The following is an 18461-nucleotide window of genomic DNA, read 5'->3' on the forward strand; positions in this document are numbered from 1 at the left end:
TTACCTACATAGAAGGCTATTTAAGCATGTTTTTTCAGCCTCAAAGCAATTTCTAAGGGATTCACTATAAGCAAGTAAAGATTCTGATTCAAGCTTGGGGAAGTTTATAAAAATGTCTTCATTATTAAATAAAACACCTTGAAGCTCATCAAAAGTTTGTGGATCAATCATTTTTATAGATTCCAGAATATAATCTTTACTTGCGCCTTTTCTTAGCATATCAAGTGCATTGCTATACAAAGAATAATAAATGAAGTTTTCTTTATTAATTCCATTAATTATTTTTATTTCAGAGAGAAAATGTAACATATACTCATAGGCCTTATCCCACTCTTTTGCCTTAATATATAACATACTTATAAAGAGGGAAGACTGAATACCATCAACTTGAGTTTCACATCTTTCGTAAATAGAATAATTAGAAATATCTAATAGCTGAACCATAGTTTTATCTCCATTTGCCCAAAGTTCAGAACAATAATCTGCTATTTTTAGGCATGATTTTCTGTCTACTTCACTTAAATTTGAATAAATGCTGTCATGAGCGTCAGAACGAAGTTTTCTTGCAGGAAGGATATTTTCAGCTTCACTTACACTTGGAATAATTACTTGAAAGGTGTGTAAGTCGAAATCCAAACCGCTAACTGCATAAATCGGTAGGCCTAAATTCATTATATTAACTATTATTTCATCTAAATAATCTACATTTGTCTTTACTGCACAGGTAAAATTTTTGATATCCATAACAGGATAATTCCTTAAAATAAAATTCATGGGATAATGCCCCACTCCATATTTTAGCAAAGCTACATAATTTTCATTTTTATGGTGATCATCATGATATAAATACTCGTATTTAAATGCATCACTAAGAGTATCTAAGCTATATCCCTGAAATAACTCAGTAATGCTCCTCTCAATTGCTATCCAGATATTTGGATGACACCCAAAAGAAACATAGTAGCCCCCAATATCATTAAAAATAATAACTGCTATAACAGGACAATTAAATTTATTTTCTACCAAAAGTATCTTTAATTTAAAGTTATGTGAATATAGATATTTATAATCATTATTTATATTGGAACTATTTGTAAAGTATGAATCTGTTATATCGTAAATTTCATTTTCATTTTCAGCAAGCACTTGAAATTGCACTGCACGTTCAATAATTTCGCAAATGCCTTGAACTAAAGCTTCTTCTTTAGTATTACCAGCACACATGCCATTAGAGCCATAGTAGTAATCTAATACTGCATATGAAATATCAAGTTCATATTGAAATAAGCTTTCATCTAAACTTGAGTTACTAGGTAACAGTAAATTAAAGCGTGAAACCAAATCATAATTGCGGCAGTTTCCTTTTCGTTCACACCACAGATTAATACAATGATCTTTACTGTTTTCTTCCAAACCGTTATTTAACAGACTAAAATAGGTATCAGCACTACTACTTTTAATCCAATTTTCAAATGGCATATGAATAAATAGTTTATTTTCTTCTATTGAATAAATTTTTTCATAAAACATTTTATAGAAAGGAGATACTCTAAAAGGCAAACAAAATGATAGTCTTTCTATTAATTCACCATAGGCACTTGCTAAAGCTAATTCCTTCGAAATCCCCTTTCCGTTTGCTGTAAGTGTTGTGTTTAACACAATAATATGCACGCTAAATATACTAGAGCCAACTGAATTCCATAACTCTTGGACCAAAATACCAATTTGTTGTAAATCAAGTCGTGCTTTTAAAATACTATTAATGGGGAAATCATCTTTATTTTTAATTGATAGATCACTACTATTACTCATAACTTTCAATCTCCTCAATAGCGATTTTCTTATTATTAATTGTAATTAAATAATCAAACCACTTAATCATATTTGGCGACATTTGATGGGATATAATAATAACTGTACTTTTTGGACGAGATAATATCAACTCAAGCAATTCTTGGGTTGTTCCTTCATCAAGATTTGCAAAACTTTCATCATAAATTATCATATTTGGATTAAATAATTCTATTCTGGCTAATGCTATACGCTGTTTCTCTCCTCCAGATAAAGTAAATCCACTTTGCCCTATAACTTGATCCAATCCTTGTCTTGTGCGCTCCAAGATGTATTTCAGTCCAACTCTCTCAATTACATCATTTATTTCCTTATCAGTAAACTGTTCAGAAAACAGAGTAATGTTATTTCGAAGTGTTGCATTAAATATAAAAGTATTTTGTGAGCTTACTTGAAGAAATCGGTTATAATCAACTGGATTTAATTCAGTTATATTTGTATGATTGAAATAGATATTTCCATTTGTAGGAGGAAGGGTTCCTATTAATAAGTTAATAAGGGTAGTCTTACCTGACCCTGACTGGGCGGAGAAGAAATATTTTTTATTTGCAGCAATCTCAAAATTTACATCACTAAAAATAGTATTATCATCGTAATTAAAATCCAGATTAACTACTCTAAGAGCTTCAAAAGTCTTATCAATTTGTTTATATTCATTTAAGAATATTCCTGTGTCATCAAAATTGTTATGAAGCTGATGAATTATTTCTCGGGCACTTTTTATTTCACCTAAATCATCACTTAAACATACAAGGGGTGAACTAATGTACACTACAAGTTGGGATGCTGCAACAAGGGTTCCAACAGTTTCATATCCTAGAATAACAAGTATAGCTCCGATAAAATATATACCAATATACAGTATATTGCCCATAGTAAAAGACATTAGATTAGCAAAAGATGAAAGTAACCTGGAATGATATCTTTTTTTCTCCCAGTTATTATTTCTTTCACTCATCATATCAAAGGACTGGGCAGTAACATGAAAACATTTTAAAAGGTCCATTCCTGTTAAATGCTCTGATGCAGTGGTGGTAAATGATGAAGCTGCATCGGACATAATTCCTTTCGCTTTAGATAGGTTTTTACTCATTATTTTAGGTATTATTAATTGAATAAAAGTGATTAACAAGACAAATCCTGCAAGTATAGGTGATATAAGTAACAACAATAACAAACTAATTGTAAGTTCAAATATACTCTCAAATAATCTAAAAAAAGCACTAAAATAAGATTCCTCAACTATGTCCAAATCGTTGGTTAGCAGAGATATCCATTCACCAGTATTTTTCTTATGAAAACTAATACTGGACAAATTTTGAATTTTCTTAAAAGTATCATCACGAAGATTTGATTTTGCAATAGATAAACATTCCCATTTTGATTTACGATATAAAAGATCAATACAGACGCACAACAACAAATACAGTAATAGCCAAGGAAGAAAATTCAGAGCTGAAGATAGTTGACCAGACGTGGCAAAGTCAACACATGTCATCATCACATAAGCTAGTCCCACTGCTAACAAACTATTAAAAGAACTAAATATTAGTGTTGCAAAAAAGTTTATTCTTTTCTTTATTAAATAATTTAACATATAATAAATCCCACCTTTTATACTTATATTAAAAAAATTGAGCCCTAGGGCTCAATTTTTGCCTCAATACAACAAGAGGATTATTCTCTTTGCTTTGACCAATGGCACTTTCCACAGCCCATAGGTTCAACAACTGTTGATTTCTTTTCCTCTTTTTTCTTGTCCTGCTGGTTAACATGTAAAATCTTCATAAATACACCTCTCTCCTTACAGATCATACCAAAATATAATATATATGTCAATAAATACATGATTATAAATTTATTGACATACAATCATAGGTTTTCATAGCCATATCACCATATTGCAATTTAATAGGTAAATTGAAAAGTTAAATTCCGTTTTTTAGCTGAAACAGAACTTACTGTTGCAAAGTGTTTGGTATAATTAGTTTGATATTTGTCCTGATTATATTAGGAGGATTAATTATGTCAAATTATGAATTAAGCAAAGGTAAACACCTAATAATGGAGGATCGACTTATAATTGAATATGGGTTAGATCAAAATTATGCATTAAGAGAAATTGCTGATAAGCTAAAAAAGGACCCAACTACTATCTCTAAGGAAATTAAAAGGAATAGATTTCTGAGAGTAAGTAAGGCAAAGGAAAATGATATACATCCATGTCAAAACCGAAGGAGTTGTAGTAAAACAAATTTGTGTAATAATGCCTGCGGCAAGCAATGTAAAAAATGTGCTTTTATAAATTGTTACAGAGCCTGTAATGAATATTCAATTAAGAAATGTGTAAAGCTTAACCGCTACCCTTATGTGTTTAGCATAGACTAGTACTATACTTTAGATAATGTCACTTAAATATACAAATTATATAATGGAAATGCGTAATTAGAGAAACATAAAAATGTAAGATTTTATGCATTTCTATTTTTTTATTTCTTTCGTTTAATGGAGTTGATTCTAATTCAAGAAAAGATTATCATGAAAATAGACTATAGATAAGACTAAAACAATATGGTAAGTACGAGGTACTAATTATTGATGAAATTAGTTATATATCTATTGATAAATTAGGAGCAAATTTATTCTTTCAATTAATAATAAAAGGTATAAGTATTCATCAACAATAATTATATCAAATCACCCATTTAGAAAATGTGGCATAGTATTCTCAGTTATAGCACTACTAATGACATACTTTATAGTTGTTGCACCACTCTCATATGATAAAAAAAGTAGGTATTTCTTATAGAACGGAAGATATTATAGATTTTATGAAAGAGTCTCAATAAAATAATAATTTATATTTTTACTAAATAGCACTATGAAATATTTATACATTTTCATGTTGATATCTAATAATTTTAAGTAAAATTTACATTTTAGGTTTATTTAGTTATAATAAGTATTGGTAAATATTAATTTTAGTATAGGTTTTATATTAATTGTGAAGATGTTTACGATATTTTACAATTAAATCATATAGAAATTAAGGGGAAAATGATGAAAAACATATCAATTGGAGAAAGTGTAAAAATAGCTGTAAAGGAGTTTGGAAAAACGATACCTGGGGTAGGAAGCGTGATATCAGTAGCGGATGAAACTTTAGCTACCATTGAAACTAATAAAATGAAAAATAATATTTGTCAAATTCAATCAAATCAAAATTTAACGGAAGTATCTATAATAAACTTACATTTAAATGATAAAATACCTAAAAAGTATATGGATGAATTACAAAAGAATTTAAACATATATTATAATGAAAGAGAAGACTACGAGGATTATGAAAACTGTGTGAATTTGGATTGTATTTTGGATGATATAATAGTAAGTGAAGACTGTATAAGTCTAAATTTATCAGTTCCTGTAGACCGCGAGACTGTATATGAAGAGATTAAAATATTAATTGAGTGGACTAGTGTTCGTTGTCCTGGAAATTTAGGAATTCATATAAAAGGTTATTCTTATGAATATTAATAAAAGTTATATATAAATAGAAGTAATTTAACAATAGCCTAAAATTTATTGTTTTAACTAATAGACTATAAATAAGAGATTAGGTTATGCTTATTAAATAGAAGTTTATATGATTTATCTCCTTAATTAGATATGATTATCCGACTAGGGAGATATTTTTATAATGTTTAGGTTGAAATAATAATTTAACTTTAATGTTGCATTATTAAAAATAATATACCATTAATGATACTCTAAATGAATTTCGTGTTGCTTTTCTTCCTTTTTAGGCTCTATTAGTTGTCTTCTCATTGATTCTAGCATAAACTATAACAAAATATCACAAATGATAATTGAATCAATTGTCTTTTACATAAAAGTAACTTCTTATTTTATTAAGTAATCTTAAGGAGGTGGTATAGAATGGGATTAATGGTGACTCTAATAAAAAAAGCAAAATTTTTTGATAAGAATAGTATGGAATCATTATTAATTAAAGTTGATTCTATTACTAATATTTTATCAAGGAAGCTAAGATATTGCCGTGCTGAAAATGATTTATTCAATTCAATTATGGAATATCTTTAACTTATCTAAGGGAACAATAGTAAATTCATCAAGAAATTCTTATGTGAGATTATTATAGATCAATAAAATTTATATTCAACGAAATTGAAATGGAAAATAAATTTTCAGAATTATCAGATAATTTAAGGTTATTAATAGTAAAATACATTTATATTAATTTGTAAGCTTTAGCATATAAATAATAAACAGAAAACGTGTTCTCTTAGTAAAATGTCATTACAGTCTTACTAATAAAGAAATATATCAAGTAAGGAGTGTGAAATAAATGATGGAGAATGAAATTCTAAAGGTAGCCTTATCACAAGGTATTTGGGCTGTACTAAGTATATTTCTGTTGTTTTATATACTAAAAGCTCAAGAGAAAAGAGATGTGAAGGAAGAAGAAAGAGAAAAAAATTATCAAGATGTGATATCACACCTTACTGATAAATTAAGGATAGTAGATGAAGTAAAAAAAGATGTAGAAGATCTAAAGAAGGATGTAGGGGATTTAAAAAATTATATGAGAAAAAATTAAGAAGTGAAAATATAATTAGAGCATTATTTCTTTGAATTTAAATTTATATATAGTCATAATACTGCCATATGAAAATCTCTGAAACCCGCATGGACAGAACAACTATTTAACTATTTAACTAGTTAAATAGCAAAATAGGCATATATTTATATATTTTAAAATTTCCCTATATAACTATTTATATAGGGAAATTTTTAACTAATCCATCTAGTAAATTAGCAATTGCTATAGAGACTTTTCTGCTAATCTTTATTAATAAGTTATCTCGTCTTTTTCAGAATGGTCTTTGCTATTTGCATAGGAGCCTATTTTAACTCCATCTATTATTCCTACGTCAGCTCCATCCTTAGGATACATTTTTCTTAGTTCAGCTTGACTTCTTTTTTGATCCTTAAGACGACTTTTATTATTATCAACCATAAAAACACCTCCTTAAATTATATAAAGGATAACTACACAATTATTTTGTCCTTAAAGTAAGAAATTATTAAGGAAAGTAAAGGATTAGCTTCCTTAGAAAGAAACATTACCATTTTATTAAAGGTATAGATTGAATGTTTGGACACATAATAATATTGACAATAAAATTATATGGGAGGTATTAAAAATGGCTAAAAATCATAAAAAGCATGAACATACTCCAAGTAACCCTAAGACTGGAAATGTAAAAGATCATATATCTTCAAAGGCAGGAATTAAATCTCCTAAGGAAAAAGAATAGCTTAATATATTTACGTAAGGTATAGGTTATTTTGAATAAGTAAATGACTATCTCAATAAAGAGATAGTCATTTACTTAAATAGAAACATAAAGTTTTAATTAAGGAACTATTCATCTAGAGGTAGACAAATATATGAGTTATACATTAGATAAATAAGTTAAGTCCAGCATCTTCTGTGGAAGCTAAATAGGTTGCAACTCCACCAACCTCAACTTCAGGAATTAATTCCTCATGTTTAATACCCATTAAATCCATAGACATAGCACAAGCAATGATTTTAACTCCCATTTTAAGAGCATTAGCAATTAAAGTATCAAGGTCATCTACGTTGTTTTTAGCCATAATATTTTTAATCATAGCAGGGCCCATACCAGCCATATTCATTTTAGACAATGGAAGTTTTCCAGTGCTACTTGGAAGCATCATATCAAACATTTTTTCCATAGTATCCTTTTTAACAGAAGGCTTATCTTTTCTTTTTAAGATATTAAGTCCCCAGAAGGTAAAGAACATGGTAACTGGTTTACCCATGGATGCTGCACCAGTAGCTATGATGAAGGAAGCTATAGCTTTATCAAGGTCACCACTAAAGACTACAAGGGTTGCACCATCCTTTTTAGAAATATCACAACTAATAGGTGATGAGCTACTTGTTAAATTTTGAGAGGTACCTTTCTTGATTAATGCTACAAAGGCTTTTTCTTTTTTATTAAATTCACCTTTTACAAGAGTATTTCCTGTTTTACTGCACCAACTATTGATGTCCTTTTGGAAACCTGGATCAGAAGCTTTAACTTCTAAGATATCTCCACCCTTCATTTTGCCCATTTCCTCAAAAACTCTTCTAATAGGACCTGGACATTGAAGTCCACAAGCATCAAGACTTACAGTAACTTTAGTAGAATCTTCTATATTAGGAGAAGCACTAGTTTCACAAGTACAGTCTTCAGTATTATTATTTAAGTTAGATTGAGTATCTTTATTATTTAAAGAAGATTTAACGGTAGCATAAGTTTTATAACCACCATCTAAGTTCACACAATTAAATCCATATTGAGAAAGTATTCTACAGCCGATATATCCACGAAGACCTACTTGACAATAAACATAGATTGTTTTGTCCTTTGGTATTTTATTTAAATTATTTCTAAGGGTACCTAGAGGAATATTTATAGCATTTTCTATATGACCAACTTCAAACTCCATCTCTTCTCGTACATCTAGGATAAATTCATTGTTAGCTATTAAATTATCAACTTCATCCCATTGAACTATAGAAACTAAATTATCCATTATATTAGTTCCTATATATCCAGCCATATTAACAGGGTCTTTTGCAGAAGAATATGGTGGAGCGTAGCATAATTCTAACTCAGGTAAATCTGTAACCTTTAGATTACCTTTTATAGCAGTAGCTATAACATCGATACGCTTTTCTACGCCATCCAAACCTACACCCTGTGCTCCTAATAGTTTTCCATCCTTTGGATTAAATAAAACTTTAAGAGAGATAGGGAAGGCACCAGGATAGTAACCAGCATGGGAATTTGGATGTAAATGGATTGCCTTATACTCTAAGTTAAGTCTTTTTAAAGTTTTTTCATTATTGCCTGTAGTTGCAACAGTTAGTGAAAATACCTTTGCTACAGAAGAACCTAAAGTACCATTATATTCAGCTTTTTTACCACAGATATTATCAGCTACAACATGCCCTTGTCTATTAGCTGGCCATGCAAGTGGAATCATAGTTGGATTACCATTTATATAATCAATTACTTCTACAGCATCACCAAGAGCGTAGATGTTTTCATCAGAAGTTTTCATTTCTTTATTTACAACAATTGCTTTTCTATTGTTAACTTCTAGACCAGCATCTATGGCAATCTTACTTTCAGGAGAAACTCCTATTGATAAAACAATCATGTCTGTTACAATTTCTTTACCACTATTTAAAACTACTTTTTTACCACGGTTTTCAAAGGATTTAACTCCATCTTTAAGAATTAAATTAACTCCATTTTGAAGTAGATGTTCGTGAACTATTGCTGCCATTTCGTAATCTAGAGGAGCCATTACTTGATCTGCCATCTCTACAAGAGTTACAGAAACTCCTCTTTCATTAAGGTTTTCAGCCATTTCAAGACCTATAAAGCCACCACCAACAATTACAGCTTCCTTTGGAGAGTTATTATCAACAAAGGCTTTAATCTTATCTGTATCTGGTATATTTCTAAGAGTAAATAAATTGGTTGCTTCTTTAAGACCAGGAATAGGTGGAGTTATTGGACTAGCACCCGGTGATAAAACTAATACATCATAACTTTCTTCATAAACTTGAGAAGAACTATGATTTTTTACAGTAACTTTTTTAGCATCCTTATCAATTTTAATAACTTCACTAAAGTTTCTTATGTCAATGTTAAATCTAGAACTCATGCCTTCTACCGTTTGCACTAGAAGATTATCTCTTTCCTTTATAGTTTCACCTATATAATAAGGAAGTCCACAATTGGCAAAAGAAATATATTCCCCTTTTTCAAACATAATTATTTCTAAAGATTCATCTAGTCTTTTTAAACGTGCAGCAGTAGAAGCCCCACCAGCAACTCCACCAACGATAATAACTTTTTTACTCATAATAAAATCTCCTTTCAATATTAAACAATACAAATAGTATAAACAATATAACCTTTACAATACTCAGGAACATTTAAATCTTAATATTTATATATCATAATAATACGATTTAAAATATTTATAAAAAAGAAGTCTAAAGAATTTTGACTTCTTAATAGTTAAAATAATACTTCTATTAACTTTTTTATATTCTCATCACTAACACTATATATAATTTCAAGACCATTACGCTGCCAGTCTATAATGCCAAAAGCTTTTAGCTTTCCAATGTGTTGCGATATAGTTGATTGAGGCATATCTAGGCAATTTTGCATATTGGTAACATTGCTTCCACCAGTTTCAATGAGACCTTTAACAATGCATAGTCTTACGGGGTGGGCTAATGCCTTTAAAATATTTGCTTTTTCTTCAAACAGTCTTGGGTTAGTTAAAAATGTGTCATTCTCAGTCATGTTTTATACACCTCCATATCACTATATTCATATAATACGATATAGTTCCAAATGTGTCAATGAAAATTAAAAAAATTTTATATATTTTAAAAGAATAACTTATTATAAGTTTAGATATTGTGTTGTAATATAAAAAGTTAAACTCAACTAAACTTCAGTGAGAGTAAACTATCTATGAAGTTTAGTTGAATTAAATATTATAAGAAGAATAGGGCCACTATGGTAGTAACAATTAAACCTAAAACTACTGGTTTAAAGTTGCGCTTTGCAAGCTCAAAAGGGGATACCTTGCATATAGCAGAAACGGGGATAATGGCCCAAGGTATTAATGTGCCTCCACCTACCCAAATAGCACCTAATTGTCCAAGAGCGGTTAAAGTAGCCACATTTCCACCAGTGGCTGTTCCAAATAAATTTGCAGTGGAACCGGCTAGAGCTATACCGGAAAATCCAGAACCATCTAGTCCAGTGATTGCACCTACAGTAGTTACACCGAAAGCACTTAAAAAATTGTTTAGTGGAACTGCCTTAGAAAGGGCATATCCCAAGTCGTTTACTATACCTAAGGAGCCAGTAGGTAAATAGTTACCTATAATAGCTGTAAATCCATCACCACCTACATAGAAAAAGGCAGCAATTGGAACTACTATTCCAAAAACTTTAAAGCCAAATTGGAGGCCTTCTACCAGATGTCTAGTGATTTTATCAAGAGAAGCCTTTTTATAAGCTTTTACAGATATCAATATGAGTATAATTAAGGTTGTACCACCTATTAGTGCTGTAGCATCTCCACCTTTTAAATTTAAGGAAACCATCAAAAATACATCAATAGCAAAGAGAAGAGGAATTAATATTGCAAAAAAGGATTTCCATCCTTTGCTTAAAAGAGATTCATCTGTAGACTCAACCTCTTCTGAATATTCAGTGTAGGTGAGATTTTCAAGGGTTCCATTTTTCATATCTTTCTTTAGCATGATAAAGGCTGTAACAGTAGTCACAATTCCCATAATAATTATAAGAGGAACACTAGCTTTAACTACTTCAGATACAGGAATACCAGCAGCATCCGCAGTTAACTTTGGAGCAGCTTGAATTACAAAGTCTGTAGACAATGCAATACCATGACCGAAAAGATTCATAGCTATAGCAGCACCTATGGCAGGGAGACCAGATTTGATAGCCACAGGAACTAATACAGCTCCAACTAATGCAACGGCTGGAGATGGCCAAAAGAAATAAGAAATAATCATCATTATTATACCTATACCCCAAAAGGCTATAAAGTCATTTTTCATAAACTTACTAAAGGGTTCTATCATAACTTTACTTATGCCAGTATAGGATAATGCTTTACTTAATCCAGCAATTATAGATATTATAAGTATTGTTGGCAGTAATTCCGTAATTGAGTAGATAAAACTATTAAAAATACTAATTAGAGATGCAGGAATAGATTTAGTGCTAATTAATGCAATTAATACTACTCCAACAATGCAAATAAGGGAACAGTCTAATTTTTTTATCATTGCTATTAAAATTAATATAATAAAAATTAAATATATATAGTGTATTGCGGTTAATTCAATCATTTGTAGCCTCCTACTAACTTATCCTAATTTAATAATAGAATATGCTGACAGGAGAAATTAGTGTTAAAAAAGCAAGATGGAAATTTTAAAAATTCAGATTTTCATTAGTTAGTTCTATGGACTAAAAATATAAGAGGTTTTATATTATGAATAAAACTGTTTAAATAGTTTTAAATAATATATAATAATAGTATGATATTTTGGAACAAATTGAAGAATTGAGGAGAAATAATATGAATAATTTTAAATTTAAACATAAGGATGAAGAGTTTATTTTATCAGAAGATAACCTTTCTTATATTGAAGCTGAGGAAGTACAAGATTTTACCATAGGAAAAGTATTAGAAATTTTAGAAGAAGGTAAAGAAAAAGTAGAATTTGACTATGAATATTATGCTGATAACTGTGAAGCATGTGGAAATAGTGAAGCTATAGATAAAAAACATTATAGATATTTAGAGTATCATTTTTATATTTTTACTAAAGAAGGAAAATATATAATTAGTAATATAAGTAATGAGTTTGAAACCACTACTTATTCCCAATTAGAGAGAATGAAAAAAATTGATGAAAGTTATATAGTATCTATTATCATCTGTGAAAGTTGTAAGAATTTTGCAATAGAAGTTGAACAGTGTGATATGTAAATAAATAACTGTGACATGAATTTAAATATCTGTGGCATGAATTTAAATAATTGTGTATATTTTTAGGTTAATTCCATATACTCTTTAATGGAAGAAGAGTGGAGATGTATAATTTATAAATTTTTGTAAGCAATAGTGTATAAACATATCAAAGCTGGATACAATTCCTAGTAGGAGGGATTGTATGATTGAAAGATATAAAAAAAATAAAGGATTATATATTTTTATAGCCTCTGTAGGAATAATAGTTTTTTTACTTAGCTATACTGTGAGTATAGCCTTCTTAAGAAGTTCAAAAGATGGAGGAGCTGGAATTTTAGGCGAAGCATCTCAAGCAAGCTTTTTAAATATGAATGATGTATTAATTTCAGATAAAAGTAATATAGAGTTCATGTTAAACTATAAAAACTCTTTAGGTAAGGTAAAGATTAATGATAAATTAGATAAAACTATAAATGTAGAAAAAGATAATTTGATTGGTCTTAATCAGGAGCAGGCTGAAAAGATATTTTCTAGTTTTGGATACAAGGTAGAAAAATTCACAAAAGAAGATATTATATTTGTAAAGGACATAGAAGGATATTCCTACAAAGAAGATTCTTATTTTATAGGAATAAAGGATGAAAATATTGTTATTTATAATAAGGATTCTAATGGAACAATAAAAGTAGTAGAAGAGAAGATATTGAATCCTAAAGATGATAATGGACAGTCGTATTTAAAAATTAACGACATAGAGAACAGAGGTAATCTTTTGAGGACATTCTACGAAGGACATAGAGATTATCAGTTTTCAAATATACAAGAGGCTATGGAATATGCTCAGGCTCTTTGTAGCACATAGTATCAGAAAAGGAGTGTTTCGAAAGGAATTTTGAAGCACTCTTTTTTCATGAGAAATTGTAGAAATGGTATAAATTTAATTTGAAATAAGTTTAAAATAGTTTTTATTGAATTGTTACATTGTAGATGGTAAAGTATAATATAGTTACGATTGTAAGGTAATATAATTAATTAGTGAAGTTTAATATCAATACATATAGGTATATAATAGATTATAGGTCTAAATTTGCAGATGATGACTATATAGTAATGAAGAATTAACAAATGGTTAAATAAAAAAGATAGGTGACAAAGCATGTATGAATATATAAAAGGAATTTTTAAGTCTATAGAAAAGGAATATATAGTTATAGAATGTGGTAATATTGGATATAAAATTTTCACATCAGGTAGTACAATTTCTAATATGCCAGCTATAGATCAACAAATAAAGATTTATACTCATCAAATTGTAAGAGAAGATTTCATTGGACTTTATGGTTTTTTAACTAAAGATGAAATATCCATGTTTAATCTTCTTATTTCCATTAATGGTGTAGGACCTAAGGCGGCACTATCACTCATGTCTATTGCCAATGTTTCTACATTAAAGTATGCTATAATTACCGATGATGATAAATTAATAACTAAGGCACCGGGCATTGGTAAGAAAACTGCTCAAAGGATCATATTAGAACTTAAGGATAAGATAGCACTAGGAGATGCCATGCCTAAGGGAGCTACTATTAGTGATATTGACATTGATAATGAAAAACTATCAGAAGCAGTGGGGGCACTTATAGCTCTTGGATACTCGGATAAAGAGGCAGAAAAAGCAATAGAAAAAGCTGATAGGAGTAAGAGTGTTGAAGATATTATAAAAGAATGTTTGAAAATTTTAATGGGATAATAACCTTATTAAGGGTTTTTAGTTAAGGAGGGGGATTATGGAAGATAGAGTTATTACATCTAATATTATTGAGGAAGATATAGAAGTAGAATATTCCTTAAGACCTCAGCGACTTAAGGAATATATAGGACAAGAAAAAGTTAAAAATAAGTTAGATATATTTTTAAAAGCTGCAAAGATGAGAAAAGAACCCTTAGACCATTTATTATTATATGGACCACCAGGCCTTGGTAAAACTACATTAGCTAACATAGTAGCAAAAGAAATGGGTGGAAATTTAAAAATTACATCTGGGCCTGCTATAGAGAGAGCTGGAGATTTAGCAGCATTGTTAACTAATCTAAATACCAATGATGTATTATTCATAGATGAAATTCATAGATTGAATAGGTCTGTAGAAGAAATTTTATATCCAGCCATGGAAGATTTCGCTTTAGATATTGTTATTGGTAAGGGGGCATCAGCAAAATCTATAAGACTAGATTTACCTAAATTTACCCTCATAGGAGCAACTACAAGGGTAGGACTTTTGACTGCACCTTTAAGAGATAGATTTGGAGTACTATGTTCAATGGAATATTATAATGATGACGAGCTTAAAGAAATTGTTTTAAGGTCTTCTGAAATATTAGGAGTTGAAATTGATAAGGAAGGTGCCTTTAGTCTGGGAATGAGATCTAGAGGGACACCAAGGATAGCTAATAGGTTACTAAAAAGAGTTAGAGACTACTCTATGGTTAAAGGTATAAATGTAATTGATAGTAACATGGTGGAGCAAGCAGCTGAACTTTTAGAAGTGGATAGAGAAGGTTTTGATAGATTAGATAATAAGATATTAGAAGCCATAGTAGATAACTTTAATGGGGGGCCCGTTGGAGTTGAAACCCTAGCTTATTTTATAGGTGAAGAAGTCAGTACCATTGAGGATGTATATGAACCATACCTAATACAAAAGGGGTTTATTGTAAGAACTCCAAGAGGTAGAATGGCGGCAAAGAAAGCCTATGAACATTTAGGAAGGATTATTCCAGATCATATATTATAGAAATAAACATATAGATAGAATAGGGAAGTGTATAGACTTTGAAAGTAAAGGATTTTTATTTTGATTTACCAAAGGAATTAATAGCCCAGCATCCTTTAGAAAAAAGAGATGAATCAAGGCTTATGGTTCTAAATAAAAAAAGTGGTGAAGTAGAACATAAAGTGTTTAAAGATATTATAGAGTATTTAAATCCAGGAGATTGTCTTGTATTAAATGATACAAGAGTTATGCCGGCTAGACTTTATGGAGCTAAGGAAGGTTCCGGTGGTAAAATGGAGTTTTTGCTTTTAAATAGGCATGAAGATGATATATGGGAAACCTTAGTTAAGCCTGGCAAAAGAGGAAAAGTTGGAGCTAAATTTGTATTTGGAAATGGAGAACTAAAAGCCGAGGTAGTAGAAGTTTTAGACAATGGAAATAGAAAAGTAAAGTTTTATTATGATGGTATATTTGAAGAAGTATTAGATAGACTTGGTGAAATGCCATTGCCACCATATATAGAAGAAAAACTGGAAGATAGAGAAAGATATCAAACGGTTTACTCAAAGGAAGTAGGTTCTGCAGCAGCCCCTACAGCTGGACTACACTTTACAGATGAGCTACTACAAGCTATCAAGAAAAAGGGGATTAATATAGCTTTTGTAACTTTGCATGTGGGACTTGGAACCTTTAGACCAGTAAAAGCTGAAGAAATTCAAGATCATGAAATGCATTCTGAGTATTATATTTTAGATAAGGAAAACGCTGAAATAATAAATAATGCTAAAAGAAGTGGGAAAAGAGTTATAGCTGTAGGAACCACATCAAATAGAACCCTTGAAAGTATAGCTAATGAAGAAGGTCAAGTTAAAGAACAATCAGGATATACTAGTATATTCATATATCCAGGGTATAAATTTAAAATAGTAGATGCCATAATAACTAATTTTCATTTGCCAGAATCTACTTTAATAATGCTTATCAGTGCTTTTTCAACTAGGGAAATAGTGATGAATGCTTATAAAATTGCAGTAGAAAACAAATATAGATTCTTTAGTTTTGGTGATGCTATGTTTATCCATGAATAGGAAGGACGATGAATAGGTGTATAAATTACTTAAAAAGAGTGGAAAAGTTAGACGTGGGGAATTTGTTACTCCTCATGGTACAATACAGACCCCTGTGTTCATGAATGTTGGAACTTTGGCTGCAATAAAAGGAGCAGTATCATCCATGGATTTAAAAGAAATCGGGTGTCAGGTAGAATTGTCAAATACATATCATCTTCATTTAAGACCAGGAGATGAAGTAGTTAAAAAAATGGGAGGACTTCATGAATTTATGAATTGGGATAGACCTATTCTTACAGATTCAGGTGGGTTTCAAGTGTTCTCATTAGCAAGCATGAGAAAAATTAAAGAAGAGGGTGTATACTTTAGCTCTCATATTGATGGAAGAAAAATATTTATGGGACCTGAAGAAAGCATGCAAATTCAAAGTAACCTAGCTTCAACTATTGCTATGGCCTTTGATGAGTGTATTCCAAATCCATCTTCAAGAGAATATGTAGAAAAATCTGTAGCAAGAACTACTAGATGGCTTGAAAGATGTAAAGTAGAGATGGATAGATTAAATGCAGATCCTAATACAATAAATAAAAAGCAAATGCTATTTGGTATAAATCAAGGTGGAGTTTACGAGGATATTAGAATAGAACATGCTAAGACCATTAGAAAACTAGACCTAGATGGATATGCAATTGGAGGATTGGCTGTTGGTGAAAGTCATGAGGATATGTATAGAATTATTGATGCTGTGGTTCCATATCTTCCAGAGGATAAACCAATTTATCTTATGGGAGTTGGGACTCCAGAAAATATATTAGAGGCAGTTTCAAGAGGTGTAGATTTCTTTGATTGTGTATTACCAGCTAGAAATGGAAGGCATGGACATGTGTTTACTAAGTATGGTAAAATAAACATCATGAATGCTAAATTTGAATTAGATAAAAATCCTATAGATGAAGGCTGTGACTGTCCCACTTGTAGGCATTATACAAGAGGATACATAAGGCACTTATTTAAAGCTAAGGAAATGTTGGCAATGAGACTTTGTGTGCTTCATAACTTGTACTTCTATAATATATTAATGGAAGATATAAGAAATGCAATTGATGGGGATTACTTTGAAGAATTTAAAAATCAAAGACTTTCAGAGTGGGGAAAAAAATAATTAGGTATCTATTTTTTAAATATATACATAACTAGTGAAAGGAGAGATATTATGCAAAACTTAATGGCGTTTCTTCCAATGGTACTTGTGCTTGTGTTGTTTTACTTCATGATTTTCATGCCAGAAAAGAAAAGAAAGAAACAATACAATGATATGTTAAATTCTTTAGCTATAAATGATGAGATTATGACTAAAGGTGGAATCATGGGAAGAATAATAAATATTCAAGAAGAATATATTATTTTAGAAAGTGGTCCAGATAGAGCTAGAATAAAAATGAGCAAACTAGGTATTGCTTCAGTTTCAAAATCAGCTAATGAACCAGAAGAAATAAAGGCATAATCATCATAAAACCCCTTATATAAACATATTTATTAATATAAGGGGGTTTTGGGTATGTATAAAAAGTTTAATTATTCCGCTATAGGAGTGGGGGTGCTAAGAGCATCAATTTTAACAGTAATTTGCGTTTTAGTATATTCACTAGTTACTTCATATTTCCCATTTAGTGACGCAGTCACATCAGTATTTTTAGTTATAGCTACATTGGCTAGTGTGGTATATGGAGCTATATATGCTACATTAAAAATGGGAAGTAAAGGTTGGCTTGTGGGGTTGCTAGTAGCAGTATTTTATATGTTAATACTTTATATAGTATCCTTATGCTTTGGAAATGACTTGGCATTAGGAGGAAAAGACGTAGTTAGATTAATTTTAGCATTAGCAGCAGGATCATTGTCAGGAATGCTAGGAGTGAATCTATAGATATTATCAATTTTAGGAGGAATAAAAATGAAACATATAAAAACTATCAACAAATCTAACATTAAAGAAAGTTTAAAAAAACCAGGTTGTAAAGAGTGTGCTAACTCATGTCAATCAGCTTGCAAAACTTCTTGTACAGTAGCTAATTTAGAGTGTGAAAACTAATCATTTTAAAGGCAGTAACAAAAA

19 protein-coding genes are annotated in these 18461 nt (G+C 30.1%); 13 read left to right on the plus strand and 6 right to left on the minus strand.

Annotation, left to right across the window (positions count from 1 at the left end; genetic code table 11):
• Complete coding sequence (locus IO99_RS13845; RefSeq protein ID WP_035134442.1) at positions 1 to 1812, minus strand: YcaO-like family protein; 1812 nt, start codon at positions 1810 to 1812, stop codon at positions 1 to 3.
• The gene (locus IO99_RS13850; protein WP_051824138.1) at positions 1805 to 3448 is read right to left on the minus strand and encodes an ABC transporter transmembrane domain-containing protein; all 1644 of its coding nucleotides are present in this window, start codon (positions 3446 to 3448) and stop codon (positions 1805 to 1807) included. The genes IO99_RS13845 and IO99_RS13850 overlap by 8 nt, the downstream gene beginning before the upstream one ends.
• Positions 3449 to 3876: 428 nt before the next feature.
• On the opposite strand from IO99_RS13850, the gene IO99_RS13855 reads away from it, so the two are divergent.
• The 4 genes from IO99_RS13855 to IO99_RS13865 all read left to right on the plus strand — a co-directional run bounded on the left by IO99_RS13855 (position 3877) and on the right by IO99_RS13865 (position 6472).
• Entirely contained in the window at positions 3877 to 4239 is a 363-nt protein-coding gene (locus tag IO99_RS13855; protein ID WP_051824139.1) for a helix-turn-helix domain-containing protein, read from the plus strand.
• A gap of 672 nt (positions 4240 to 4911) precedes the next feature.
• Positions 4912 to 5388, plus strand: a complete 477-nt coding sequence (locus IO99_RS13860) for a hypothetical protein (protein ID WP_035134444.1) — start codon at positions 4912 to 4914, stop codon at positions 5386 to 5388.
• Between the two features lie 402 nt (positions 5389 to 5790).
• Entirely contained in the window at positions 5791 to 5955 is a 165-nt protein-coding gene (locus tag IO99_RS19165; protein ID WP_156964377.1) for a hypothetical protein, read from the plus strand.
• 268 nt (positions 5956 to 6223) lie between these two features.
• Positions 6224 to 6472 (plus strand): BhlA/UviB family holin-like peptide, encoded by a 249-nt coding sequence (locus IO99_RS13865; RefSeq protein WP_035134549.1) that lies wholly within the window; start codon positions 6224 to 6226, stop codon positions 6470 to 6472.
• Between the two features lie 252 nt (positions 6473 to 6724).
• Here the strand turns inward: IO99_RS13865 and IO99_RS19365 are convergent, their stop codons facing one another.
• The 4 genes from IO99_RS19365 to IO99_RS13880 all read right to left on the minus strand — a co-directional run bounded on the left by IO99_RS19365 (position 6725) and on the right by IO99_RS13880 (position 11872).
• On the minus strand, positions 6725 to 6892 hold the full coding sequence (locus IO99_RS19365) for a hypothetical protein (protein ID WP_198028596.1): 168 nt from the start codon (positions 6890 to 6892) through the stop codon (positions 6725 to 6727).
• A gap of 446 nt (positions 6893 to 7338) precedes the next feature.
• The gene (locus IO99_RS13870; protein ID WP_035134446.1) at positions 7339 to 9831 is read right to left on the minus strand and encodes a CoA-disulfide reductase; all 2493 of its coding nucleotides are present in this window, start codon (positions 9829 to 9831) and stop codon (positions 7339 to 7341) included.
• Between the two features lie 158 nt (positions 9832 to 9989).
• On the minus strand, positions 9990 to 10283 hold the full coding sequence (locus IO99_RS13875; RefSeq protein WP_051824141.1) for an ArsR/SmtB family transcription factor: 294 nt from the start codon (positions 10281 to 10283) through the stop codon (positions 9990 to 9992).
• A gap of 197 nt (positions 10284 to 10480) precedes the next feature.
• On the minus strand, positions 10481 to 11872 hold the full coding sequence (locus tag IO99_RS13880; protein WP_035134448.1) for a transporter permease: 1392 nt from the start codon (positions 11870 to 11872) through the stop codon (positions 10481 to 10483).
• 233 nt (positions 11873 to 12105) lie between these two features.
• Between IO99_RS13880 and IO99_RS13885 the strand changes: the two genes are divergently transcribed.
• From IO99_RS13885 to scfA, 9 genes are all read left to right on the plus strand, one after another.
• On the plus strand, positions 12106 to 12519 hold the full coding sequence (locus tag IO99_RS13885; RefSeq protein ID WP_035134451.1) for a DUF3785 family protein: 414 nt from the start codon (positions 12106 to 12108) through the stop codon (positions 12517 to 12519).
• 184 nt (positions 12520 to 12703) lie between these two features.
• Positions 12704 to 13363 (plus strand): hypothetical protein, encoded by a 660-nt coding sequence (locus IO99_RS13890; RefSeq protein ID WP_035134453.1) that lies wholly within the window; start codon positions 12704 to 12706, stop codon positions 13361 to 13363.
• A gap of 294 nt (positions 13364 to 13657) precedes the next feature.
• Positions 13658 to 14251 carry a Holliday junction branch migration protein RuvA gene (ruvA, locus tag IO99_RS13895; RefSeq protein WP_035134456.1) on the plus strand — a complete coding sequence of 198 codons (594 nt, stop codon included), beginning with the start codon at positions 13658 to 13660 and terminating at the stop codon, positions 14249 to 14251.
• A 37-nt stretch (positions 14252 to 14288) separates the two neighbouring features.
• Positions 14289 to 15296 (plus strand): Holliday junction branch migration DNA helicase RuvB, encoded by a 1008-nt coding sequence (gene ruvB, locus IO99_RS13900; RefSeq protein WP_035134458.1) that lies wholly within the window; start codon positions 14289 to 14291, stop codon positions 15294 to 15296.
• A 38-nt stretch (positions 15297 to 15334) separates the two neighbouring features.
• Positions 15335 to 16363 carry a tRNA preQ1(34) S-adenosylmethionine ribosyltransferase-isomerase QueA gene (gene queA / locus IO99_RS13905; protein ID WP_035134460.1) on the plus strand — a complete coding sequence of 343 codons (1029 nt, stop codon included), beginning with the start codon at positions 15335 to 15337 and terminating at the stop codon, positions 16361 to 16363.
• Between the two features lie 16 nt (positions 16364 to 16379).
• Positions 16380 to 17507: a tRNA guanosine(34) transglycosylase Tgt gene (tgt, locus tag IO99_RS13910; RefSeq protein ID WP_035134462.1), complete on the plus strand. Its 1128-nt coding sequence runs from the start codon at positions 16380 to 16382 to the stop codon at positions 17505 to 17507.
• A gap of 51 nt (positions 17508 to 17558) precedes the next feature.
• Positions 17559 to 17849: a preprotein translocase subunit YajC gene (gene yajC / locus IO99_RS13915; protein WP_035134465.1), complete on the plus strand. Its 291-nt coding sequence runs from the start codon at positions 17559 to 17561 to the stop codon at positions 17847 to 17849.
• A 54-nt stretch (positions 17850 to 17903) separates the two neighbouring features.
• Positions 17904 to 18272: a TIGR04086 family membrane protein gene (locus IO99_RS13920; protein WP_035134467.1), complete on the plus strand. Its 369-nt coding sequence runs from the start codon at positions 17904 to 17906 to the stop codon at positions 18270 to 18272.
• Positions 18273 to 18299: 27 nt separating this feature from the next.
• Entirely contained in the window at positions 18300 to 18437 is a 138-nt protein-coding gene (scfA, locus tag IO99_RS13925) for a six-cysteine ranthipeptide SCIFF (protein ID WP_035134469.1), read from the plus strand.
• Positions 18438 to 18461: the final 24 nt, after the last annotated feature.

The sequence above is a fragment of the Clostridium sulfidigenes genome, from assembly GCF_000732635.1.
Taxonomy (GTDB): Bacteria; Bacillota; Clostridia; order Clostridiales; family Clostridiaceae; genus Clostridium_J; species Clostridium_J sulfidigenes.